Source organism: Amycolatopsis sp. CA-161197 (assembly GCF_050942255.1).
Classification (GTDB): domain Bacteria; phylum Actinomycetota; class Actinomycetes; order Mycobacteriales; family Pseudonocardiaceae; genus Amycolatopsis.
Map to the genome: position 1 here is coordinate 4262924 of NZ_CP192059.1, position 22635 is coordinate 4285558.

The 22635-nt window shown below is 70.0% G+C and carries 20 protein-coding genes and 1 pseudogene; 8 read left to right on the plus strand and 13 right to left on the minus strand.

Translation table 11 applies throughout. From position 1 onward, the window contains the following. Positions 1-186: 186 nt before the first annotated feature. Positions 187-2973 (plus strand): AAA family ATPase, encoded by a 2787-nt coding sequence (locus ACQPXB_RS20410; protein WP_432854530.1) that lies wholly within the window; start codon positions 187-189, stop codon positions 2971-2973. A 54-nt stretch (positions 2974-3027) separates the two neighbouring features. Here the strand turns inward: ACQPXB_RS20410 and ACQPXB_RS20415 are convergent, their stop codons facing one another. Next, positions 3028-3426 (minus strand): hypothetical protein, encoded by a 399-nt coding sequence (locus ACQPXB_RS20415; protein ID WP_432854533.1) that lies wholly within the window; start codon positions 3424-3426, stop codon positions 3028-3030. Between the two features lie 196 nt (positions 3427-3622). Further along, positions 3623-4057 carry a DUF5709 domain-containing protein gene (locus tag ACQPXB_RS20420; protein ID WP_386955606.1) on the minus strand — a complete coding sequence of 145 codons (435 nt, stop codon included), beginning with the start codon at positions 4055-4057 and terminating at the stop codon, positions 3623-3625. Between the two features lie 382 nt (positions 4058-4439). Here ACQPXB_RS20420 and ACQPXB_RS20425 point away from each other — a divergent pair, with 382 nt between their 5' ends. Beyond that, a complete protein-coding gene (locus ACQPXB_RS20425) occupies positions 4440-4958 on the plus strand; it encodes an LmrA/YxaF family transcription factor (RefSeq protein ID WP_432854536.1) in 519 nt (172 codons plus the stop codon). 154 nt (positions 4959-5112) lie between these two features. Here the strand turns inward: ACQPXB_RS20425 and ACQPXB_RS20430 are convergent, their stop codons facing one another. Continuing rightward, entirely contained in the window at positions 5113-6252 is a 1140-nt protein-coding gene (locus ACQPXB_RS20430) for a lactonase family protein (RefSeq protein WP_432854539.1), read from the minus strand. 265 nt (positions 6253-6517) lie between these two features. Between ACQPXB_RS20430 and ACQPXB_RS20435 the strand changes: the two are divergent. Both ACQPXB_RS20435 and ACQPXB_RS20440 read left to right on the plus strand, forming a co-directional pair. Then, positions 6518-6634 (plus strand): annotated as a pseudogene (locus ACQPXB_RS20435) (thiamine pyrophosphate-binding protein); the annotation flags it as partial. Positions 6635-6725: 91 nt separating this feature from the next. After that, positions 6726-8255, plus strand: a complete 1530-nt coding sequence (locus tag ACQPXB_RS20440; protein ID WP_432854542.1) for a thiamine pyrophosphate-dependent enzyme — start codon at positions 6726-6728, stop codon at positions 8253-8255. Positions 8256-8365: 110 nt separating this feature from the next. Here ACQPXB_RS20440 and ACQPXB_RS20445 read toward each other — a convergent pair whose 3' ends face one another. Then, positions 8366-8992 (minus strand): TetR/AcrR family transcriptional regulator, encoded by a 627-nt coding sequence (locus ACQPXB_RS20445; protein ID WP_366581811.1) that lies wholly within the window; start codon positions 8990-8992, stop codon positions 8366-8368. Positions 8993-9099: 107 nt separating this feature from the next. Next, positions 9100-9957 (minus strand): LLM class flavin-dependent oxidoreductase, encoded by an 858-nt coding sequence (locus tag ACQPXB_RS20450; RefSeq protein ID WP_432854547.1) that lies wholly within the window; start codon positions 9955-9957, stop codon positions 9100-9102. A gap of 407 nt (positions 9958-10364) precedes the next feature. On the opposite strand from ACQPXB_RS20450, the gene ACQPXB_RS20455 reads away from it, so the two are divergent. Beyond that, the gene (locus ACQPXB_RS20455) at positions 10365-12248 is read left to right on the plus strand and encodes a transketolase (RefSeq protein ID WP_432854550.1); all 1884 of its coding nucleotides are present in this window, start codon (positions 10365-10367) and stop codon (positions 12246-12248) included. An 84-nt stretch (positions 12249-12332) separates the two neighbouring features. Here the strand turns inward: ACQPXB_RS20455 and ACQPXB_RS20460 are convergent, their stop codons facing one another. From ACQPXB_RS20460 to ACQPXB_RS20475, 4 genes are all read right to left on the minus strand, one after another. Further along, complete coding sequence (locus tag ACQPXB_RS20460) at positions 12333-12980, minus strand: nitroreductase family protein (protein ID WP_366581814.1); 648 nt, start codon at positions 12978-12980, stop codon at positions 12333-12335. 55 nt (positions 12981-13035) lie between these two features. Further along, positions 13036-13860, minus strand: a complete 825-nt coding sequence (locus ACQPXB_RS20465) for an isocitrate lyase/PEP mutase family protein (protein WP_432854553.1) — start codon at positions 13858-13860, stop codon at positions 13036-13038. Between the two features lie 46 nt (positions 13861-13906). Further along, the gene (locus tag ACQPXB_RS20470) at positions 13907-14359 is read right to left on the minus strand and encodes a carboxymuconolactone decarboxylase family protein (RefSeq protein WP_366581816.1); all 453 of its coding nucleotides are present in this window, start codon (positions 14357-14359) and stop codon (positions 13907-13909) included. Positions 14360-14641: 282 nt separating this feature from the next. Further along, positions 14642-15820, minus strand: a complete 1179-nt coding sequence (locus ACQPXB_RS20475) for an MFS transporter (protein WP_432854557.1) — start codon at positions 15818-15820, stop codon at positions 14642-14644. A 508-nt stretch (positions 15821-16328) separates the two neighbouring features. Here ACQPXB_RS20475 and ACQPXB_RS20480 point away from each other — a divergent pair. Next, a complete protein-coding gene (locus ACQPXB_RS20480; protein WP_432854560.1) occupies positions 16329-17102 on the plus strand; it encodes an SDR family NAD(P)-dependent oxidoreductase in 774 nt (257 codons plus the stop codon). Between the two features lie 179 nt (positions 17103-17281). Here ACQPXB_RS20480 and ACQPXB_RS20485 read toward each other — a convergent pair whose 3' ends face one another. Both ACQPXB_RS20485 and ACQPXB_RS20490 read right to left on the minus strand, forming a co-directional pair. Then, positions 17282-17656 carry a DUF190 domain-containing protein gene (locus ACQPXB_RS20485; protein WP_432854563.1) on the minus strand — a complete coding sequence of 125 codons (375 nt, stop codon included), beginning with the start codon at positions 17654-17656 and terminating at the stop codon, positions 17282-17284. 35 nt (positions 17657-17691) lie between these two features. Beyond that, positions 17692-18030, minus strand: coding sequence for a DUF190 domain-containing protein (locus ACQPXB_RS20490; RefSeq protein WP_432854566.1), 339 nt, complete (start codon positions 18028-18030; stop codon positions 17692-17694). A gap of 491 nt (positions 18031-18521) precedes the next feature. On the opposite strand from ACQPXB_RS20490, the gene ACQPXB_RS20495 reads away from it, so the two are divergent. Beyond that, complete coding sequence (locus ACQPXB_RS20495) at positions 18522-20249, plus strand: SulP family inorganic anion transporter (RefSeq protein WP_432854569.1); 1728 nt, start codon at positions 18522-18524, stop codon at positions 20247-20249. A 65-nt stretch (positions 20250-20314) separates the two neighbouring features. Here ACQPXB_RS20495 and ACQPXB_RS20500 read toward each other — a convergent pair whose 3' ends face one another. Then, complete coding sequence (locus ACQPXB_RS20500) at positions 20315-20752, minus strand: SRPBCC family protein (protein ID WP_432854572.1); 438 nt, start codon at positions 20750-20752, stop codon at positions 20315-20317. 443 nt (positions 20753-21195) lie between these two features. Between ACQPXB_RS20500 and ACQPXB_RS20505 the strand changes: the two genes are divergently transcribed. Continuing rightward, a complete protein-coding gene (locus tag ACQPXB_RS20505) occupies positions 21196-21705 on the plus strand; it encodes an OsmC family protein (RefSeq protein WP_432854575.1) in 510 nt (169 codons plus the stop codon). Positions 21706-21979: 274 nt separating this feature from the next. On the opposite strand, the gene ACQPXB_RS20510 is transcribed toward ACQPXB_RS20505, so the two are convergent. Then, complete coding sequence (locus ACQPXB_RS20510) at positions 21980-22402, minus strand: PPOX class F420-dependent oxidoreductase (RefSeq protein ID WP_432854578.1); 423 nt, start codon at positions 22400-22402, stop codon at positions 21980-21982. Between the last annotated feature and the right edge of the window lie 233 nt (positions 22403-22635).

The window sequence follows — 22635 nt, forward strand, 5'->3', positions numbered from 1 at the left end:
GCGCGGTCGGCGCGGCCAAGGCTTCGAGTGGATACGCGAACGCCGGTCCCGAGCGCCCCCGCGGCGGTCGATCGGAAGCGAAATCGGGTGCACGTCGCCGTGCGTTGATATCGAGCCTGACGTGACTCAATGCCCTTTTTTCGCTTTCTGGAGTGTCATGAGACCCGGCTCGGCCGTGGGATTTCGATGATCGGCGGCGGCGATCCGGACCTGCTCGGCCGGCGCGGCGAGGCCGAGCTGCTCGACAAGATGCTGGACGAGGTGCGCCACGGGCGCAGCGCCGTGCTGGTGGTGCGTGGCGAGGCAGGCGTCGGCAAGACCTCGTTGCTGAATCACGCGGTCACGCGGGCTGCCGATCTGCAGGTCATCCACGTGTCGGGTGCGGAGTCGGAGGCGGAGCTGGCCTTCTCCGGTGTGCACCAGGTGTGCGCGCCGCACCTCGACGGGCTCGATCGCCTGCCGGCTCCGCAACGCACCGCGCTGGCCACCGCGTTCGGCCTCGCCGAGGGTAAGCCGCCGGACTTGTTCCTGGTCGGGCTGGCCGTGCTGACCTTGCTGGCGGCCGCGGCCACGGAGCAACCCCTGGTGTGCGTCGTCGACGACGCGCAGTGGCTCGACAGTGCCTCGGTACGGACGTTGTCGATCGTCGCGCGCCGGTTGCGGGCGGATCCGGTGGCGATGGTGTTCGCGGTCCGTGACAGCCGGGAGAACGCGGCTCTGGCGGGCCTGGCGCAGCTGCCCGAGCTGGTTCTGACCGGGCTCTGCGACCGGGATTCACGGACCCTGCTGGCGACGACGATGCCCGGTCCGATGGACGAGCGGGTGCGGGAGCGGATTCTCGCCGAGGCGCGGGGCAACCCGTTGGCCCTGCGGGAACTGCCCCGCACGGCGAACCTGCCGGCCCTCGCCGGCGGCTTCGGACTGGTCGGACACGGACGGCCGCTGTCGCGCCGCATCGAACGCAGTTTCGCGACGCATCTGGCCGCGTTGCCGGCGGACACCCGGCTCCTGCTCCTCATCGCCGCGGCCGACCCGGTGGGGGAGGCCGCGGTGCTCTGGCGGGCCGCCGGCCTCCTCGGGCTGCCCGAATCGGCGGCGGAACCGGCGGAGTCGGCGGAGCTGATCAGCATCGGCCGCCGGGTGCGGTTCCGTCACCCGTTGATCCGGTCCGCCGTCTACGGATCGGCGGGCGGCGCCGACCGCCGACGCGTGCACGAGGCGCTCGCCGAGGCGATCGATCCCCGCAGTGATGCCGAGCAACGCGCGTGGCAGCGCAGTCAGGCGGCGACGGGGCCGGACGAGGCGACCGCGGCCGAGCTGGAACGGACGGCCGAGCTCGCCCGGGCGCGGGGCGGAGCGGCCGCGGCCTCGGCGTTTCTCGCCGACGCGGCCGAGCTGACTCCGGACCCCGTCGATCGCGCCCGCCGTGCGCTGGGAGCGGCGCGAGCCAAACTCGACGCGGGGGCCCCGGAGGCGGCGCTGGAGCTGGTCGCGCAGGCGGAGGCGGCACCACGGGAACCCCTGCGGCAGGCCCGGATCGAGCTGGTGCGCTCGCAGATCGCGTTCGCCCTCAACCGCGGCCGCGACGCGCCCGGCCTGCTGCTGTCGGCCGCGGAGCGCCTCCGGGACCTGGACCCGCTGCTGTCGCGCGAGACCTACCTCGAGGCGCTGATGGCTTCGGTGTTCGCCGGCCGGCTCGTGTGGGCGCCGGACAACGCGCCGGACGGCATGGCGCGCGCCGCGCGGTCGGCCCCGCCCGCGCCGACTCCGCCCCGCGCCGTCGACGTGCTCCTCGACGGCCTCGTCCTGCGGTTCACCAAGGGGTACACGGACGCGGCCCCGACTCTCATGCGCGCCGTCCGGCAGTTCCGGCGAGACTCCGATGCCGATTGCGCCGGCCTGCGCTGGTACGGCCTCGCCAGCCGGATCGCCCTCGACCTGGGGGACCGGCAGTCGGAGGACGACCTCGCGGCCCGGCAAGTACAGACCCTTCGCGAACGGGGTGTGCTGACGCTGCTGCCGGTCGCGCTGGCCAACCGGGCCGGGGTTTGCGTGCACGCGGGGCGATTCGACGAGGCCGCCACCCTGCTCGAGGAATCCGCTGCCATCAGCCAGGCCACCGGCGCTCTGCCGCCGTTGTGCATCGAGCCGGTCCTCACGGCCTACCGCGGCCAGGATGCCCGGACCCTGGAGCTCGTCCGTACCAGCCTGGACAGCGCGACGGAACGCGGTGAAGGCCGGGTGATCCCGATCGTCCAGTACGCCGCGGCCGTTCTGCACAACAGCCTCGGCAGGTATCGCGAAGCGCTCGCCGCGACCGACTGGGCCGTGGAGCACGACGACATCGGTATGCACGGATACGGCCTCGCCGAACGGGTCGAGGCCGCCGCCCGCTGCGGTGAGGCCGCGATCGCGATCGACGCGGCACGGGAGCTGTCCGATCGCGCCGCCGCGACGGGCACGGAGATGGCGCTCGGCGTCGCCGCCCGCTCACGCGCCCTGGTGGCCCGGGGCGAGGAGGCCGACGAGCTGTACCGCCTGGCCATCGAGCACCTCGGCCGCAGCAAGGTCGACGTCCTCCGAGCCAGGGCTCAGCTGCTCCACGGCGAATGGCTGCGTCGCGAGCGCCGCCGCGAAGAAGCGGTCGACCAGCTCAGGCTCGCGTGCGACACCTTCCGGCGCGTGGGCGCCGGCGGGTTCGCCGAACGCGCCCGCCGTGAGCTCCTGGCCGCCGGGGAAGCCGTCGAAGCACCCACAGTGCCGCTGAGGGCGCAGCTGACGGGGCAGGAGACCTACATCGCGCGGCTGGCCGCCGAGGGCCACACCAACTCGCAGATCGCCTCGCAGCTGTTCCTCAGCCCGCGCACGGTCGAGTGGCACCTGGGCAAGATCTTCGGAAAGCTCGGCATCTCTTCGCGACGGGAGCTGAAGGTCACGCTCGCGGACCACGACAGGCACCACGTCCCGCACTGAGCGAGGCCGCTTCCTCCTGATGACAGTGCCGGGGCGCGCGAAGGGCCACGGGACTCACAGGACCGCGGTGCGGGTGCGCCTCGGAAACAGGGTCAGCAGCTTGGCTCGCCTGCGCCACGCGACCGCCGCGATGATCACGCCGACGAGGGCGGTCAAGACCTGAAGGGTCGCCGTTGTTTCATACACTCGGGCCAGGCTTCCGAACCCGTCCACCCGGATCCGGCGCAGGGTGGTACCGGTGTCGAGCACGAAGTGGAACAGCACCCCCAGCACGAACGAACAGGCCAGCGACGCGGTCACGAACCACACACCCAGCCTGCTGGCGTGCCGCAGGTGGCCGGCAACCCCGACCACCGGGACGACGAAACCCGCGGCGACCATCAGCACGCTTTCCGCGAGTCCGATGGGGACCCGGGCGGCGCCGAGCACCGCGAAGTCGGCCAGCACCAGCACCGATTGCGTGCCCACTGCCGCGCCGGTGAAGCGATCGACACTCGAAACCAGCGGCGGAAGGCGGACGACGGCCTTCCCGTTCCTGGGGTGCGCCAAGGTCATTCTCTCAATCTGTGGGGTGAAAACGAGACCGTGCCGTCACGAAGACCGTTCGGGGCGGCGATTCGCGGGTCGCCGAGGCATCGACGTCCGCCCGTCATTCGGGGACGACGTGGATCGCGGCTTCCTCCGCGGCGGCAGCGGATCCGTCGACTCCGACGTCCACGGCGAAGAGGTACGGGCGCTGCTCGTCGGCGTCGGGATCTTCGACCAGCCGCCCCGCCCGCGAGACGCCGACCTCGTCGTCGTACAGCTCGCCATCGGTGTCGGATGAGTCGCCCAGTCCGTCGCCTTCGGCCGGATCCACGCTCACGTCGGGAATCTCCCGCGCCAGGCGCCTGCCGAGACTTTCGTGGCCCGCTTCTTCGCGCGCGGTGAGGCCCCAGTCGAACACGGCCTGCGGGCGGTCGGGAGGGCTGTAACCTTCGTCCAGAACGTCGGCGACGCCGAGGTCGTCCAGGGTGTCCTCGGGTTCGAGGAGGCCTGAATCGAGGTCGAATCCGCCGTCGTATTCGTCCGTGTCGTCACTCATGTCGGTCTCCGGATGCAGGGGAAGAGGCTCCGGCCGGCAACGGGCAGCGGAGCCACAAGAGGGGCTTAGTGGACTATATCGTCCTTTGTTCGGTCCACAACGGTGACCATCGCAGGTCACATTCGGAGTCGCCTTCCGGATATGAATCCGAAACCACGCCGGCCAAGCCGCGTCTCCGGCCTTTCAATTGGACGTGTTAGTCCACTATTCAGAGGGGGTCTACGTCTGCTCAGGCGTCGGCGCGGCTACGCTTCACTGCATGCCGTCTGATCCGACCAGGGACTCCTGTTCCCCTCTCGACGCCTCCGAATCGGAGCCACGAGCCCGGATTGTGGCCGCCTCGACAGACCTCCTGTTCCGGCACGGACTCGGTGCGCTCACGATGTCCAGGATCAGCGGGGCGGCGGCGATCGAGCCACGTCGGGTCCGGATGGTCTTCGGGGAATCCGACACCGTCGCTGCCATCGTCGAAGCAATTGTCGAAACCCAGCTCGAAACCGTGCTGCGCGGCCAGCGGCCCAGCCTCGCCGCCGTCAGAACTCTCGACGGCCTGTGTGAGTGGCGATCGGAACTGGTCGGCTCGGTGAACGCGATCGAAGGCTGCCCCCTCGGCATGCTCATCCAGCACCTCGCCGGTCACCACCTGCGGGGCAATCTTGCGCTGGTGGCCGCGTTCGGGCAGTGGCAGCAACTGGTCACGGAGGCACTGGAGCGCATCAAGGGGGCGGGTGAGCTCACGCCGGCCGCTGATCCGGCCGCGCTGTCCACGGCGATCATGGCCGCCGTCCAAGGGGGATTCCTGCTGTCGCACACGATGCGGAACGCGAAGTACTTTCACAGCGGGCTCGACCTGGCGATAGAAACGGTGGGCAGCTTCGCCCACCGCCGGTCGGGCTCGTAGCGGCACCGCAGCGCAACCCCCGGCGACGACGGATTTTTCAACGGGCCCACACCCTGTTGTCGCACCGTGAAGTCGCGAATTTTGGACGGATGGCCGGCGTTGGGCGCCGGGAAGGCTCAGGAGCCGCCGTACGGCAGGCTCCTGAGCCGACTGATCACAGAGCGACGATTCCTTCGCCGCCGGCAGCACCGTCGAGGACGACGTGCCCGGCGGAGGTCAGGCTGCCGTCGTGGTTGATCCGGAAGGCTGACACGCCACCGTCCGCTCCGGTCTGCGCGTAGAGGTACCGGCCGTCCGGCGTGGTGGCCAGGTCGACCGTACCGGCGCCCGCGGGCGTGGTGCCCAGGCTCACGGGAGTGCCGTCGGCGCCGATGCGGTAGCCGCTGACCGTGCCGCTGCCGGCGTTGGCCACGTAGGCGAAGTCACCGGCGGCCGCGATCCAGCAGGTCGCCTGCTCGCCGGTCGCCACGGGCGTACCGGTCGAGAGCTTGCCCCGGCCGTCGACCCGGCCGGTCACGATCGCGTTCGGGCCGGCCTCGGTGAGCAGGATCCGGCCGGAGCCGTCGAAGACGAACCCGAACGGGACCGATCCCGCGCCGGTCGAGTTGACGACCGGCTTGGCCGACGGACCGAACACCGGGTTCAGGGGGAAGGTGATCACGCTGTCGCCGGCGGCCTTCGTGCTCACGACCAGAGAGCCGCCGTCCGGGGTGAACGCGACCTGCGCCGCGGTGTGGGTGAACTCGGGCGCGGCGTCGGCGTCGAAGCCCAGCGCGCGGTGCCAGAGCGGGACGGGCGCGAGGTGCCCGGCCAGCAGTACGAATCCCTGCACCGAGCCGCCGGCGCGGGCGTTGAGCACGAACACCCGGTTGTCGTGCACCGCGATGCTGACCGGGAAGGTGCCACCGGACCCGATCGTCTGCAGCTTGGTGAGCCGGTCGCCGGTCACGGCGAAGACGGTGACCGAGTCGCTGCCGGGGTTCACGGCGAACAACAGGTGGTGGCGGCTGTCGTAGGTCAGGGCACCCTGCGAAGCGGTGTGGTCGGCCACCGAGCCGTCGAGCACGCCACCGCGCCCTCCGGTCCGGTACACGGCCTTCTGCCGCAGGGAGCCGTCCGTCATGCGGTCGAACGCGACGACCGCGTTGCCGTCGGGTGAATCCGTCTGAACGAACACCGTGCCGCCGGCGGCACGAGCCGACGTCGCGGACGCAGGTGACGCGGTGAACGTGACGGCTGCGAGGGCGACAGCCGCCGCCACCGTCGTGACGCGCGCCCTCGTGTGTTTGGCCATGATCGTGTGTGATCCTCACTCGTGAGAACTCCGGCCCGGAATCCGGACCGACGGAAGGTGGATCGAAGCGGCAGAAGGCCGTTCGCTGATTTAGTGATCACGACGGAGAGGTTCTTACCTCTTCGATGATCGAGGTGTACGCCACTCACCGCGGAGCACGTCGGCCAGGCAATGGACGTTATAGTCCACTTATAATGTTCGTTGTCCCGACGAGGACGAGCGATTCGACTTCCTCGACCCCGAAATCCGCGGAGAGGCCACAGCCATGACGACTGTCGCGTCCCTGCTCGTGACGAGCTTGGCCGACCACGGAGTCAGGACCGTCTGGGGTGTGGTGGGCGACGCGCTGAACCCGATCACCGACGCTGTGCGCCTCGAAAAGCGGCTCCGCTGGATCGACGTCCGGCACGAGGAGGCCGGCGCGTTCGCCGCCGGCGCGCAGGGCGCAGTTGACCGGAACGATCGGCGTCTGCATGGGCACCGTCGGCCCGGGTGCCGTCCACTTGCTCAACGGCCTCTACGACGCGAAGAAGTCCCACGCACCGGTGCTGGCGGTCTGCGGCCAGGTCCCCAGCGCCGAACTCGGCAGCGACCACTTCCAGGAGGTCGACAACGACGCCGTATTCCGCGACGTCGCCGAGTTCTGCCGTACCGTGACCGACCCGGCGCAGCTGCCGTACCTGCTGGAACTGGCGGTGAACACCGCGTACGCGCGCAGCGGCGTGGCGGTGCTGACCGTGCCCGGTGACATCGGCGCCCGCCCCTTGTCCGCGGCCGGCCCGCGGTTCATCGCGCAGCGCCCGGAGACCGTTCCCACGTGGCCCCTGCTCGACCAGGCCGCCCACCTGCTCGACGGCGCGGCCAAGGTGACCATGCTCGTCGGCGCCGGAGCGAGGGAAGCTCGGGAAGAGGTCCTCGCGGTGGCCGACGCGCTCTCCGCACCGATGGTCCTCACGTTGCAGGGCAAGGAAGAGATCGAGCAGGACAACCCGTTCCAGGTCGGCCAGCCGGGCCCGCTCGGCAACCCCGCGGCTCAGCACGCACTCGACGACTGCGACGTCCTGCTCATGGTCGGTACGGACTTCCCGTACCGCGACTGGTACCCCCGGGGCAAGACGGTGGTCCAGATCGACGTGGAAGGTGCCCACATCGGCCGACGGGTGCCCGTCGACCTCGGCCTCGTCGGCGACTCGGCGGCCACCCTCGAGGCGCTGCTGCCCAAGCTGACCACCAAGCCGGATCGCGACCACCTGGCCCGGTCCCGCCGTCGCTACGAGACTTGGCGCGAGCGTCAGCAACACCTCGCGGACCCCGATTACGAGGCCGGCGTGGCAGGGCGGGTCCGCCGGCAGTTCGACAACCGGGCGCGTGCCATCCGTCCGGCGGTGCTCGCCGCGGCGATCGATCGGCACGCCAAGGCCGATGCGGTGTTCACTTCCGACACCGGCATGTCGACGGTCTGGTTCGCTCGGTTCGTCACGCTCGGCGGCAACCGCCGCCTGCTCGGCTCGTACAACCTGGGCTCGACGGCCAACGCCCTTCCTCAAGCGCTCGGCGCGGCACAGCTCGATCGGACCCGCCAGACCATCGGGCTCTGCGGCGACGGCGGCGTGACCACGGTGATGGGGGAGCTGCTGACGGTGGTCGACCACGACCTGCCGGTCAAGATCGTCGTGTTCAACAACTCCCGGCTGGGCATGGTCAAGCAGGAGCAGGAGCAGAGCGGACTCCCGGAGTTCGGCACCAGGCTGAAAAACCGGGACCTGGCTGCCATCGCCCGAGCCTGCGGACTCCACGCGGTACGCGTCGAGCGGGCCGCGGACGTCGACTCCGCCGTGCGCGACGCGCTCGGGCACCACGGTCCGGTCCTGCTCGACGTCGTCACCAACGCCGATGAGATCGCACTGCCCTCGGCACCCACCGCAGCGCAGGTGTGGGGGTTCGCCAGAGCCAAGGCCAAGGAGCGGATCGCCTCCGCGCACGACGGCGACGCGGCGCGATGAGCGCTCGCGGGCGGCAGTCGAACCGGGAGGTGCCGTGCTCGGCGATCGACGGCGTGACGGACGAGCCGCCGTGGCATGGCGGACAGCGGGTGCGGGCTGCGGGCTGGGCGTCAGGCCCGGAAGGTGCGGATGTAGTCGATCGCCATGTCGAGCCCGACTTTCATCAGCCTGACGTCCCGCTCGGTCTGGGCCAGGAGGTACCCGCCCTGGAGCGCGCTCATCAACCCCGTGGCCAGCCGCTCGGGGTCGGCGTCCGGGCGGAGCTTGCCGTCCTTGCGCATCCTCGTGAACGCGTCGGCCAGCAGGCCGAGCCAGGTTTCGAAGTGCTGGGCCAGCGCCGAGCGGGCCCGTTCGTTCGAATCGGACAGCTCGCTCGCCAGTGACCCGAGTGCGCAGCCGTACGCACCGTCGCGCAGGGCGTTGCGCTGGACGATCGCGTCCCGCCAGCGTTCCAGGCCGCGGATCGAGTTCAGCCGGCGGAGCTGTTCGCCTTGGAAGTTCAGCACTTCGTGAGCTTGGAACTCGATGACCGCTTGGACCAGTTCGTTCTTGTCCGCGAAGTGGTGGTACAGCTGCGACTTGCTCGTGCCGCTGGCCGCGCGCACGTCGTCCAGCGTCGTCGCGGCCACGCCCTTCACCGTCATCAAGTCGACCGCGGCCTGCACGATTCGCGCCTTGGTCGCCTCTCCGCGCGCCGTGACCCGAGTCGGCCGCACGTCATCCTGAGGTTCCACCACGGCGCCAGGTTACCGCACTACCACGAGCGATGACCGTTGGCGACCTCCCGGCCACCCTGGTGCCGAAAGGGACGAAGGCGTCCTTAAACGGCGTCGCCGCTGCTGCCTCAGGACCCGGTTGCGCGGTGCACCGCGAGCGGCGACAGCTCGCGCCACTCGATTCGAGCCCGGTCCAGTCCGGTGGTCAGCACGTGCAAGCTGACGTGGTCGGCGCCCGCTGCGACGTGGTCCCGGATCCTCGCCTCCACCTGCTCGGCATCCCCGCGGACGATGACGCTGTCGAAGAGTCGTTTGCTCCCTCCTGCGCGCAGGTCGTCCTCGCCGAAGCCCTGTCCGCGCAGCTCCAGCACGCAGGTCCGGCACGAGAGCATTCTCGACAGCTCGGCGCGGCCGAGCTCTTCGGCGGCTTCGGCGTCCCGCATGACGACGACTGCCTGCCGCACCGCCAGGAAAGACCCGTCACCGAGGAACGCTCTCGTCCGGTCCGTGCAGTCCGGTGTCGCAACCCGGCGGAGGACCCCGAGCGCCCGCGGTTTCGCGAGCTCGGCCATCTCCGTCCGATCGCAGATCAGCACCCGCTCTTCCCAGGTGACCGGACCCGGGAGCCGATCGAGGCAGTCGAGGTAGGCCTCCATCCGCGCCACCGGGTCCGTTCGCGTGCCGGTGCCGGTCGCGGCCAGCCCCAGTAACGTCCTGTGGCCCGTTGCGTCCCGAAGCCGGCCGTGCCGAGCGGCCACGACGGACGCGTCGCGGGTTCCGATGTCCCGCAGAGCCGGCGCGACCTTGATCCGACGGGTGACGCCGAGAAGAAGTTCACACTGGTCGAACACATCGGCTTCGCGCGACTCCGGTACCCAGACCGCGCCCCACCCGGCGTCTTCGAGCTCGGCCGCCACTTCCGCGGCGAGACGCCGCTCAGCCGCGCCGAGGCCGACGCCCCACACCCCACAACGCCCCAGATCCACGAGCATCTCCCGCCGCCGTACCGGTTCACCGGCCCGTAGGTGTGTGCCGTCCCGGAGCGGCGTCTTACCCATTTCCCGACGACGTAACACAATATTCGCCGGCCGGGAACCCGGTGGTCTGCGGCCGTCGGTCAAGATCATCCGGATGGTCGTGGAACGGGGTCGCCAGGCGGGTATCCTCCACTGAGGACGCATCACGGTCGTGGCCCGCCGACGGGCATCGGCCGACAACCACGAACCCGCGCGTTGCCCGAAACCGGACGGCCGCTCGCGCCCCATCAAGCAGCTTTGCCCGCACGACGAGCGAATGATCCGCCACGACCGGCAACCGTGACCCGCGGCCTGCTCGCGTTCCGGGAGGCCGCGGAAGCCGTACGGCCGCATTCACGCGATGAGGAGAAGCACCGATGAGCACCTCCGGCACCACGCACCAGGCCCGCACGGACCTCGATCTCGCCGGGGCGGCCGAGCTCGCCCGCCAGCTGCGGGTCGACTCGATCCGGTCCAGTACGAGCGCCGGGTCGGGGCACCCGACGTCGAGCATGTCCGCGGCGGACCTGCTCGCCGTGCTGGTCGCGCGTCACCTGCGCTACGACTGGGACCGGCCCGAGGACGACCGCAACGATCACCTGATCTTCTCCAAGGGCCACGCCTCTCCGTTGCTGTACTCGATCTACAAGGCGGTCGGGGTCGTCTCGGACACTGAGCTGATGACGGAGTACCGGCGGTTCGGGCACCGGTTGCAGGGACACCCGACGCCGGTCCTGCCGTGGGTCGACGTGGCCACCGGCTCGCTCGGACAGGGGCTGCCGATCGGGGTCGGCGTCGCCCTCGCCGGTGCCTACCTCGACCGGCTCTCCTACCGCACGTGGGTCCTGTGCGGGGACAGCGAGCTGGCCGAGGGCTCGATCTGGGAAGCCCTCGACAAGGCCTCGTACTACCGGCTCGAGAACCTGATCGTCCTGGCCGACGTGAACCGGCTGGGACAGCGCGGACCCACGGAATGGGGCTGGAACACCGAGACCTACGCGCGGCGCGCCGAGGCATTCGGGGCCCGGGTGCTCACGATCGACGGCCACGACCTGGCCGAAATCGATGCCGCCCTGCGGACCGCGAGCGAAGCCGGCGCCGGCGCGCCGACCGTGATCCTCGCCAAGACCGTCAAGGGCAGCGGATTCTCCGAGATCGAGGACCACGAAGGCTGGCACGGCAAGGCGCTGCCCGAGGACATGGCCGCCCGCGCCGTTGAAGAACTCGGGGGAACCAGCGACCTCCTGGTCCGCGGTCCGCTGCCCACCGGCGACCACGCGGCCGTGCCCACGGCGGAGAACGAGCAGGCGCCGCAGCCGGCCTACGAGCTGGGGGAGAAGGTCGCCACCCGCAAGGCGTACGGCGACGCCCTGGTGTGGCTCGGTGCGACGCACCCCACGGTCGTCGGGCTCGACGGCGAGGTGTCCAATTCCACCCACGCCGACGAGTTCGCCAAGGCCTACCCCGACCGCTACTTCGAGATGTTCATCGCCGAGCAGCAGATGCTCGCGTCGGCCGTCGGGTTCAGCGTGCGCCACCGGATCCCGTTCGCCTCGACCTTCGCCGCGTTCCTCACCCGTGCGCACGACTTCATCCGGATGGCCGCGATCTCCCAGGCGAACCTCCGGCTGGTCGGCTCCCACTCGGGAGTCGAGATCGGCGCCGACGGCCCGTCGCAGATGGCGCTGGAGGACCTGGCGATGATGCGGGCGATCCACGGCTCGACGGTTCTCTACCCCAGCGACGCGACCAGCACCGTCGCCCTCACCAAGGTGATGGCCGAGACACCCGGCATCAGCTACCTGCGCACGACGCGCGGCGCCTACCCCGTGCTCTACGGCCCCGGCGAGACGTTCCCCGTCGGCGGGTCGAAACTCCTGCGCTCCAGCCGCCAGGACTCGGTGACCCTTGTCGGTGCCGGCGTGACCGCGCACCAGTGCCTGGCCGCGGCGGACGTGCTCGCCGGCGAGGGGATCACCGCGAGGGTCGTCGACCTGTACTCGGTGAAACCCGTCGACACCGCCACGCTCGCGGCCGCCGCCTCGGCCACCGAGGGCCGCTTCGTCGTCGCGGAGGACCACCACCGCGAGGGCGGGATCGGCTCCGCCATCCTCGAGGCGCTGATCCCCGGCCTGCGCATGACCCACCTGTGCGTACGCCACCTGCCGGGCTCCGGCACCGCCGCGGAACTTCTCGCCGCGGCGGGCATCGACGCGGCACACATCGCCGCCGCCGCGCGCGAGCTCGTCGCAGCCGACTGACCAAGAGCTCGACGCCCCCGCGGCTCCGTCGAACGGACGAGCCGCGGGGGCGTCGGCGCAGTGGTTCCCGCTACCGAGGACGGCTCAGAGGAAACTGAACAGCCGGTCGGGTTCGAAGCGCGAAATCGGGCCGGTGTAGGCCTTCTCGGGGTTGGGATAACCGAGGGCCAGCAGCACCGTGGTGGTGTGCCCGGTTTCGCGGATCTTGAACGCCTTGTCGACGCTGGTCGGATCGAAGCCTTCGAGCGGCGTCGCGTCCACGCCGAGCTCGGCGGCCGCCATCATGGTCATGCCCAGCACCATGTAGGTCTGCTTTTCCATCCAGTGGTTGAGGTCCTTGTACTGGTAGTTGCGCAGATTGAGGAAATCGCGGGTCATGAACTGCCACATCGCGTTCTTCGCCGGGTCGGGGAACCGGCCGTCGGCGGTCTCCTTGGCGAACACCTCGTCGAGGTGGCTGTCCGGTACGTCCGCCCGGGTGGTGAGGATGATCGTGTGCGACGCTTTCAGGATCTTTTCGCCGTTGTCCTGAAACCGTTCGCCCAGATTGGCGACGAGGTGCTCTTTGCTTTCGGCGGTGGCGAGCACGTAGAAGTGATTGGGCTGGATGTTCGTCGACGTCGGCGCGGATCGCAGAAACTTGAGCAGTTGCTCGAGGGTCTCTTCCGGAATGGTCTTGCCGGGATCGAAAGCCCTGGTGAGGTGCTTGCTCATGAGCTTGTCGAGATCCATGGTCCTCTGCTTTCTTCGGGTGATCAATCAGGTGAGGGCAGTGCCCGGGTCCGGGCTAGTTCTTGCCGCGCGCGAGGAGTTCACCGATGCGGTCGAAGCCGAGACCGGTGGCCGCCGCCGCGAGGTCACCCGCGACGAGCGCTTTGGTGGCCTGATCGAGTGCCGCCATCGCGTGGGTGTAGAGCCACGGGCCGAGGCTGATGCGTTTGACGCCGGCCTTCTGCAGCTCGGCGACGGTCAGCACCTTGTCCGCGGGTGACACCAGCACGTTGACCGGCGTCGGCGCGACCGCGGCGACGATCGCCTCGAGCGCGGCGAGGTCGGGCGGGTACGGGGCGTAGACCACGTCCGCACCGACCTCGGCGAAGGCCGTCAGCCGCCGGATGGTGTCGTCGAGATCGGGCCGTCCCTGGATGAAGTTGTCCGTGCGGCCGGTGACGACGATGCGTCGCTTGGCCGCGTCCACGGCGCTGCGCACGCGGGCGACCGCCTCGTCGAAGTCGCGGATCGGGCACTCGGGGTTGCCCGAGGTGTCCTCGACTCCGATGCCGGCCAGGCCGTGGCCGACGGCGGCTTCGACGGTCGCTGCCACGTCTTCGGGCGTGTCGCCGTAACCGTCCTCGAAGTCTCCGTTGACGGGGAGCCCGGTGAGCCGGCCGAGGAGCCGGGCATGGCCGAGATGCTCGTCGCGCGTGACTTCGTGCCGCCCGTCGGAACGGCCGAGCGTGCCGGCGAGCGCCGCCGACGACGTCGCGATCGCCTGGAAGCCGGCGTCGGCCAGCATCAGCGCCGAGAGGCCGTCCCAGGCGTTCGGCATGACGAGGCCACCGTCTCGGGTGTGCAGCGCCATGAAGTTCTCATAGAGCTCGGAGCCCTGCATATCGCATCTTTCCTGAATCAACGTGCGGCGAGTGGAGGTACCGCGGTCAGCGAGGCGCGGTGGCCGAGTCCACGGCGGGGATGTCGATGTCGGTCTGGTTGACGTTGTTGATGAAGTTGGTGAGAAGGGCCTGCACCGCCACCGTGACGATCGCCAAGACCTGGGAGTCGGTGTATCCGGCGTCTCGCACGGCCGCGAGGTCGGCGTCGCTGACCTGCCCCCGGCTGTCGACGACCCGTTTCGCGAAGCGGGCGGCCGCGGCGCGCTTCGGGTCGACCGAACTCCCGCCGCGGCTCAGCTCGATGTCCTCATGGGACATACCGCCGAACTCGGACGACACGTACGTGTGCATGGCCAGGCAGTAACTGCATTCGTTGGCGTGCGAAACGGCCAGCGCGATGCTGTGCCGGGTCCGCGCGTCCAGGACCCGGCTCAAGGTTCCTTGCAGCGTCGTGACGACCTCGAGAACGGTCGGGTTGGACGCGATGGTCCTGAACATGTTCGGAACGAAACCGAGCTGCGTGCCGACGTTGTCCAGGATCCGCTGAGCACCTTCAGGGACCTCGTCGGGGGTGGGAGTGTTCAGTCGTGACACAGTGAATCGACCTCCGGTGTGAGTAGCCGTCGTCGAGCCCGAGTCCGGGCTCCTGGTGCTGCAGAGTCCCGAACCTCGTCGTCGCGGACGCACCGGTTATGGACTATACAGGCCAAAGTATGCGACTCAACTTCTCCTGGGGTCGTGGTGGAGCCAGCTCGGCAGCGGGTGATCGATCGCTGTCGATCACTGCCCGGACGGGCCTTTCGGGCCGGTGCGCGGGTTGCGTGCGGCGAGAACGGTGAACACGGTCGCGACCAGAGCGAGCCCGCCGTAGCCGAAGGCGATCTGCTGCAGGGAAAAGGTGCCGGAGAGCTGGCCGGCGATGAGGGCGGGGATCGTCGAACCGCTGTAGGAGAGCAGGTAGATCACGCTGAACGTCGGTGCGCGGTCGGCGAGGGTGCTGCCGGACAGCAGGCCGCGGGTCGCGGCGCTGATCGCGATGCCTTGGCTCGCTCCCGCGACGATCGTCGCGGCGATGAACAGCACGAGGGTGCCGGTGACGATCGCCGTGATGACGCCGGCCATTCCCGCCAGAAAGCCGATCATGCCAACACGTTGGGCGCCGGCCGGGGTGAACCTGCCGCCGAGGGGAGCGCCGAGGACGCTCGGACCCATGTAGGCGGCGAACACCAGCCCGAGGACGAGGGGGCTGCGGGTGTGGAGCTGATCTTCCACCAGTGCGGGCACGAAGGCTTGGTAGAAGGCGCCGGCCGCCCACGTGGCCAGAAGCACCGCTGCCGCGACGGGGAGCAGCCCACGGACCTGTGCCGGCACGAGGACCCTCGGGCGCAGCGATCGCCAGGCTCCCGGCGTCGGGGTGGCGGTCTCCGGGCTGACGGCGATGAGTGCGACCGACAAGAGAAGCAGGCCGATGACGATCAGGTAGCCGAGGTCGCGCGGCCAAGGTCCGAACTGGACGAGGGCACCCGAGGCGATGGCGCCGAGGGCGAGCCCGAGCATGACTGTCTGGCTGGAGGCCACCGAAGCCAGCCAGGCCGGCCTCTTCGGGGCGGCGTCGACGATGTAGGAGGTGAGACTGCTGCTGGCCAGGCCGGCCCCGAGACCCATCAGGAGCCGGCCGGCGACCAGGACGACGATGTCGTGGACGTTCAACAGCACCACGCAGCCCAGGATGAGCAGCGCGAGGCTGGCGATCGAGATGGGCCGCCGGCCGAGGTGGTTGGACAGCCTCCCCAGTACCAGGAGTGCGGTCAGGGTGGCGACGGAGTAGGCGACGACGGTTACCGAGATGCCGGCGTTGGTGAACCCGTCTTCGGCCCGGTAGATGTTGAACAGGGGGATCGTCGAGCCCACCGCGGCGAACACGGCCACGAGGGAGATCACCGCGGAGACGAACGCCACCTGCGGCGTCCTCGTCGGGCGACCCTCGTCGAGCGCTGGTGCCGCGTTTCGCATCGGGGCGTGCCTTTCGCTTGTTCCGGACGGCGGCGCACCTGCCGGACGGCGGTGCGGAGGTGCCGGGATGCTGCCCATCCGCGGAAGCAAGACGCGGGGATCGACTGAGTCGACTTCGTTCACCGGCGCGACCATCATGCACCAGAGCGGACCATCTGGTCCACTCGGTGGGTGGTGGGTGGGCCACTCGCTGCGCAGATCGGACCGTGATCCGGCGGTGCGGGTGTGCCTCGCGTCCCTAGGGCTGGGGCGACCGGTACCGGCGGGCCGGGACCTACGGGTGTGGTCGGCCCGGGATCGCCACGGGTGCGCTCGCGTCGCGCGGGGGAGTTGACTTGATCTTGCTGCGGTGGGAGGTGTCCGATGGGTGTAGGGGGCTCATCGGGCGGTGTGCTGGTTCTCTTCCCATTTGTTGCGGATGCGTGATTGTTGCCGATTCGGGAAGGAACGGTCCATGGGTGGGATTTTCGAGGGACGCAAGGTCGTCATCGTCGGCGGCAGCAGTGGTATGGGGCTGGCGACGGCGCAACAGGTGCTCGCCGGTGGTGGCAGTGCGGTGATCACGGGCCGAAACGCCGAGAAGCTCGGGACGGCGGTGGAAACGCTGTCGCAGCAGGGCAAGGCGTGGGGCATCGTGGCCGAGCTGACTGATCGCAGCCAGGTTCCGGCGGTCCGGGAGCAGCTCGCGGCCGAGCACGCCGATGCGAGCCTGCTGGTGAACGCGGCGGGTATTTTCGTGCCGAAGGCGTTCACGGAGTACGACGAGGCGTTCTACGACTCGTTCGCCGAGCTGAACCGGGCGATGTTCTTCATCACTCAGACGGTCGTCGCGGGGATGATCGCCAGGGGCGAGGGTGGCGCGATCGTGAACATCGGCTCGATGTGGGCGCATCAGGGCGTGGCGGCGAAGCCGCACACCGGCCACTCGTTGCAGAAGGGCGGCTTGCACTCGCTGACGAAGGCCCTGGCGATCGAGTTGGCGCCGCACGCCATCCGGGTCAACGCGGTCGCGCCGGCGTCGGTGAAGACGCCGCCGTATTTCCTTCTGGTTCCCGAAGACCAGCGCGACGACCCGGAGACGAACTTCTCCACGATGCATCCGCTGGGACGCGTCGGCACGCCGGAAGACGTCGCGAACATGGTGTCGTTTCTGCTCTCGGACAAGGCGAGCTGGATGACCGGCGCGATCGTCGACGTCGACGGTGGCGTCATGGCCGGCCGCAACTGACCACCGGACCGGCCGGCCTCGGCACGGCGGCCGAGCACCGGTTCTGAGTCACCTCGCGACGACGGGGGCGGGGGTGGCCGGCCCGTGTGGGAGGACTGGGGCAGGCCACCCCCGCGGGGCAGCGCACGGCCGTGGGGGCTCGCGGTGCGCTGCGGTCGTGAACTCGCCGGTGGAGCGCGTCAGTTTTCCGTGCGCGATCCGGCCGCCGGGCCGAGCGTGGACCACCCCATGGTCATCACGTCGACGTTGTCGAGGATGACCGTGCCGTTTCTGATCACCTCCTGCAGTTGGGGCAGGAATGCCCGGATCTTGTCCGGCCGGTCGATGATCAGGACGAGGATGGGCATGTGGTCGGCCATGCTCAGCATCCGCGTCGTGTGGATCATGCGGTGCAGGCCGTATCCCTCGCAGCCGCGCACGACCGTCGCGCCGGCGAGGCCGGCCTTGCGTGCGCGGGTGAGGATCTCGCGGTGCAGCGGTGTGTGCTGCCAGACGTCGTCTTCGCCGATGAGGATCGTCATGCGTAGCGCGGTTCCCGTGAGCTGCATCGTCATGCACTCCTCTCGAGTGGGATGGCCGCCACCGGCTCCTAGGTCGCCCACGACCAGCGTGACCGGGCCGGAGCCGATTCGGTGAAGTGAAGGGACTCGAGCTCGTCGATCACCACGGGCGCGGTGAGCTCGAGGTCGTCCAGCTGCGTGAGGAACTCCCGGATCTTCGCGGGGGAGTCGACGATGACGATCAGCAACGGCAGGTCCGCGCCGAGCGGCACCCGGTGTGGCGTGTGGATGCGCAAGGTCGCGCCGTAGCCGGCGATCCCGCGGAACACGCTCGCCCCGGCCAGGCCCGCCCGGCGCGCGCGGGCCACGATCTCGGCATCCAGCGGCCGGTGCCGCCAGATGTCGCCTTCGCCGAGGAAGATGGACAATCGCAGAGAGTGGCTGGTTGTCGTCACGACGTCCTCCCGGTCCGCTGCAGCACTGCATCGTCCAGGAAGCCATCAGCCGTTGCGTCCGGCGGTTCGGGCCGTGGGGCCCAGGCGGGATCCATCGCCACTACCAGTACATCCCCGCCGCGGCGATGGGTCAAGTCCGCGCGCACGCCCGTGAGCACGGGTTCGCCCGGCCGGCGCGTGTGCCCGCCGGATGCCGCCGGCAGGTCAGCACCTCGGCCGGACCCGAGCTGCGCTCACCCACCGCCCGCGGGACCGGTTCCGGGCACGCAAGGCGCTCGCGATGCACCTCTTCGCGCACGCCCCGTCACCCGCGCGCCCTCGCCCGCCAGACCGAGTTCTACCGCGCCGGGTCGAGCGTCATAGAGCGGTGCTGTGGATTGGTTCGTCCTTCGGAGGCGAGGACCGGCGGCCGCGGCCTGGTTAGCATCGCGTCGAACCACCCGCCGGCAGAAGGGATCGGCGCCATGGCCCAGTGGATCCCCGGCCTGCAGCAAGTACGTACCTACCAGCGGCGCTGGCTGGCGAAGGACCTCGTGGCGGGCGTCGTCCTCACGACCCTGCTGGTTCCACAGGGCATGGCCTACGCCGAACTCGCGGGGCTGCCGGCGATCACCGGGCTGTACACGTCGATCCTGTGCCTGCTGGCCTACGCGGTCTTCGGACCCTCGCGGATTCTCGTGCTGGGGCCGGATTCCTCGCTGGGACCGATGATCGCCGCGACCGTTCTGCCCCTCGTCGCGGCGAACGGGGACCCGGCCCGCGCCGTCGCGCTCGCGTCGATGCTGGCGATCATGGTCGCGGTGATCATGCTCGTCGCCGCAGTCGCGAAGCTCGGGTTCATCGCCGACCTGATCTCGAAGCCCACGATGATCGGGTACCTCAACGGGCTGGCCTTGACCATCGTGGTGGGTCAGCTGCCCAAACTGTGCGGGTTCAGCGTCGACGCGGAAGGGCTCCTCGCCGAGATCGGCGCCGTGGCGCGGGGAATCGCCGGCGGCGAGGTGGTCGGCGCGGCCGCCGCGGTCGGGCTCTGCGGTGTCGCGGCGATCCTGGTGCTGCAACGCTGGGTGCGCAAGGTGCCCGCGGTTCTGGTCGTCGTGGTGCTCGCGATCGCCGCGGTTCCGCTGTTCGATCTGGGCGCCCGCGGGGTGCAGCTGGTCGGTGTCCTGCCGGCCGGCTTCCCTCCGCTGACGCTGCCGCATGTGGGCTTGGCCGATCTCGCACCGTTGTTCGCTGGAGCGGCGGGCATCGCGGTGGTGTCGCTGGCGGACACGATCTCCACGGCCTCGGCCTTCGCCGCCCGCACCGGGCAAGAGGTCCAGGGCAACCGGGAGATGGCCGGAATCGGCGTGGCGAACCTGGCGGCCGGGCTGTTCCAGGGTTTTCCGGTCAGCACCAGTGGTTCGCGGACCGCGGTGGCGCAGCAGGCGGGGGCCCGGACCCAGCTGACCGGGGTCGTCGGCGCCGTGCTGATCACGGTGATGATCGTGCTGGTGCCCGGCTTGTTCCGGAACCTGCCCCAGCCCGTGCTGGCGGCGATCGTGATCACCGCCGCAGTGTCACTGGCCGACGTGCGCGGCACGGTGCGGCTGTGGAAACAGCGCAAGACCGAGTTCCTGCTGTCGATCGCCGCCCTGGCCGGAGTCGCGCTGCTCGGAGTGCTGCCTGGGATCGCCATCGCGGTGGTCCTGTCGATCCTGAACGTGTTCCGGCGGTCGTGGCTGCCCTACCACACGATCCTCGGGAAAGTCCCCGACCTGCCCGGCTTCCACGACGTCCGGTCCTACCCGCGGGCGCTGCGCCTGCCGGGACTGGTGCTCTTCCGCTTCGACGCGCCACTGATGTTCGCCAACGCCAGAACTTTCCGCGACGAGGTCCGCAGGCTGGCGGCGGCCACGCCGGCTCCGCGCTGGATCGTCGTGGCCGCCGAGCCGGTGACCGATGTGGACACCACCGCCGCCGACATGCTGCGGGAACTCGACGACGAGCTCAACGCGCGCGACACGCACCTGGTGCTGGCCGAGCTGAAGGACCCGGTGCGGCGCAAGATCGACCGCTACGAGCTCACCCGCAGCCTCGACCCGGCTCACTTCTATCCCACCGTCGGCGCGGCCGTGGCCGCGTTCAGGAGGGAGACGAGCGCCGAGTGGGTTCCCTTCCGCACGGACGAACGTCCTTCAGGAAAACGGTGACCGCGCCGCCGACCCGCACGCCGTGATCACCTCGACCACGGCGTTGTCCCTACCCGAGCCGGTCCCTATCCGAGCACCTTCCGCAGCCCGGCGATGCCGCTGCCGTACACGTCCTCGGCGAAGGTGCGGTTGAGCTCTTCCTCCTGGCCCGCGTCGGCGTCGTACTCGGCCCACCACTCGACGAAGGACTCGCCGGTGTCGGTGACCGGGCAGACGCGGACCGTCGAGACGTAGCGGCGCACGCCGAACGGGTTCGCGCCGACGAACGCGTAGGTGAGGGTGCGACCGGGGTCGTCCAGGGAGACCAGCCGTTCGTCGAAGGGGTCGCCGCCCGTGGCGAGGGTGAGCCGCCGGACGGCCCCGGCCTGCGCGTCGACGCCCTCGACGATCTCGCTGTGCCCGATCGCGGGCAGGAAGGCGGACAAGTCTCCGAAGGCACGGACCTGGGCCCAGACCTTCTCGACGGGCGCGGCGACGACTCCACTGGCGTACGGGCGCGGCATGGTCACTCCAAGCTGTCGATCGAACATTCTCGGTGCCGGCGAATCGTAGCGAAAATGCGGCGGATGATCGAACGCTCGGAACCCGCCCGACCTGGCCGCGGTGCCCGTCGGCCCGGCCGGCGTGGGCGACCGCCACGAGCCGCCTTCGCTCATCGAGAAGGAGCTGACCTGCGTTTTTCCCGGCGCGGTGGGTGCATCGGGTCACCCACTCGGCCGCGCGCTCCGCAGGCGGCGGCGCCTGCCGCCACAGCACCCCATAACGAACATTCATGACCACCGATCTCCGCGCCGGCCGGCGGCCGCCTCCGTACGACGAGGCCGCCCCCGGGCCGTGCTTTCGCTGGTCGTCGTCTGGTCCAGTCCTCCGTGGCTGCGGGCGCAACCACCTCCCTCGCGGGTCCTCACCTTTTTGATTTCCGGGAAAGATGGGCACAATCGAGCGCATGGACACCGAAGAGCTGCGCGCGACCCAGGCCCCGTTGAAGGACAAGTACCGCGACGAACCGGAGAGCGCGCTCATCACGCTGCACGCCGACGCCCAGCTCGACGGCCTCGGCATCTCCTGCAAGGTCGAGACCGGCCGCGCGATCGTCGAGGCCGGACTGCACCCCGCGACCGGCGGCGACGGCACCCTCGCCTGCTCCGGCGACATGCTGCTCGAAGCGCTCGTCGCCTGCGCCGGGGTCACGCTGCGCGCGGTGGCGACGTCCCTGGGCCTCGACGTCCGCGGCGGCCGCGTCCGCGCCGAAGGCGACCTCGACTTCCGCGGCACCCTCGCCGTCGCCAAGGACGCCCCCGTCGGCTTCCGCGCGATCCGCCTGTCGTTCGACCTCGACACCGACGCCGACCCCGACCAGCTCGCGACGCTGAAGAAGCTCACCGAGCGCTACTGCGTCGTGTTCCAGTCGCTGCGCACACCGCCGGAATTCGCCGTGACGCTCGCGGCGAACTGAACCGTCGCGGACCGACGGCGGCCGAGGTCAGTCGACGAGGATCGGTCCGTGTCCCTCGGCCGCTCGCCAGTCGTCGTCGACCATGTGCCGGTTCGCGCGGCCGACGCTGGCTCCGACCCGTGTGCGCAGCTGGCTAGGGAGCGGCGACTTCCTTCCACTGCAACGGCTTCTCGGCCGACGGGGCGGGAGTGTCTCAAGCGATTGCGCGCATGGATCCATGTTTCGGCGGGTCGGCCGGTAGTCCGGCGGCGGTCTCGCTCGACAGACGCTCGAGTCAGGCGATGGCCGCGTAGGCGCTGACGTGCTCGATGCGCATCCGCACGAGCAGCATGCCGGGCACGCTGTTGCGTTCGCCGAATTCGCGGGCGCGGTCCTCGCCCATGTAGCGGGCCGCGATGCTCGTTGCCCAGGTGCGCAACTGTCGGGGGTCTTCGGAGATGTCCGCGTGTCCCCAGAGGACAGCGTGGGAGTAGGGAGCCACCTGATCGTCGATGCAGACCGCGGCCCGGCCGTCGCGGATCAGGTCGTGGGCTTTCACGGTCACGTTCTCCGTGGTGAACACGAGGTCATCGCCGTCGAGGAGGAACCACACGGGTGCGATGTGCGGGGCACCGTCCGCCCGGACGGTGGCCACCTTGCCCGTGCGGGTTCCCTTTCCGATGAAGGCTTTCCACTCGTTCTCGTCCATTTCGGTCATGCCGGCCAGCATCCGCCCGCGCTGGGACAGGCGCAACGCTGCCGGCTGGTTCCAGTGGCCTTGACCTGCGAAAACGTGTGATGTGGAGCGCCGGGGCGAGCGCGCCGTTCACGAGGACAGCCGGGATCAGGCGGAACTTCTGCGTCCACAACGGACGATCACCACGCGGTACGGGAATGGGTCGCGGAACGTCCCACGACGCCCGAAGCGCCATAAACTGGTCGTCCGCGGCA

Coding starts and splice junctions, on each gene's coding strand:
- ACQPXB_RS20495 (WP_432854569.1), top strand. CDS start 18,522: ATGGCCCAGTGGATCCCCGGCCTGCAGCAAGTACGTACCTACCAGCGG.
- ACQPXB_RS20430 (WP_432854539.1), bottom strand. CDS start 6,252: ATGGCCAAACACACGAGGGCGCGCGTCACGACGGTGGCGGCGGCTGTC.
- ACQPXB_RS20505 (WP_432854575.1), top strand. CDS start 21,196: ATGGACACCGAAGAGCTGCGCGCGACCCAGGCCCCGTTGAAGGACAAG.
- ACQPXB_RS20455 (WP_432854550.1), top strand. CDS start 10,365: ATGAGCACCTCCGGCACCACGCACCAGGCCCGCACGGACCTCGATCTC.
- ACQPXB_RS20480 (WP_432854560.1), top strand. CDS start 16,329: ATGGGTGGGATTTTCGAGGGACGCAAGGTCGTCATCGTCGGCGGCAGC.
- ACQPXB_RS20410 (WP_432854530.1), top strand. CDS start 187: ATGATCGGCGGCGGCGATCCGGACCTGCTCGGCCGGCGCGGCGAGGCC.
- ACQPXB_RS20425 (WP_432854536.1), top strand. CDS start 4,440: ATGTCCAGGATCAGCGGGGCGGCGGCGATCGAGCCACGTCGGGTCCGG.
- ACQPXB_RS20440 (WP_432854542.1), top strand. CDS start 6,726: ATGGGCACCGTCGGCCCGGGTGCCGTCCACTTGCTCAACGGCCTCTAC.
- ACQPXB_RS20485 (WP_432854563.1), bottom strand. CDS start 17,656: ATGACGATGCAGCTCACGGGAACCGCGCTACGCATGACGATCCTCATC.
- ACQPXB_RS20460 (WP_366581814.1), bottom strand. CDS start 12,980: ATGGATCTCGACAAGCTCATGAGCAAGCACCTCACCAGGGCTTTCGAT.
- ACQPXB_RS20470 (WP_366581816.1), bottom strand. CDS start 14,359: ATGTTCAGGACCATCGCGTCCAACCCGACCGTTCTCGAGGTCGTCACG.
- ACQPXB_RS20500 (WP_432854572.1), bottom strand. CDS start 20,752: ATGCCGCGCCCGTACGCCAGTGGAGTCGTCGCCGCGCCCGTCGAGAAG.
- ACQPXB_RS20420 (WP_386955606.1), bottom strand. CDS start 4,057: ATGAGTGACGACACGGACGAATACGACGGCGGATTCGACCTCGATTCA.
- ACQPXB_RS20465 (WP_432854553.1), bottom strand. CDS start 13,860: ATGCAGGGCTCCGAGCTCTATGAGAACTTCATGGCGCTGCACACCCGA.
- ACQPXB_RS20510 (WP_432854578.1), bottom strand. CDS start 22,402: ATGACCGAAATGGACGAGAACGAGTGGAAAGCCTTCATCGGAAAGGGA.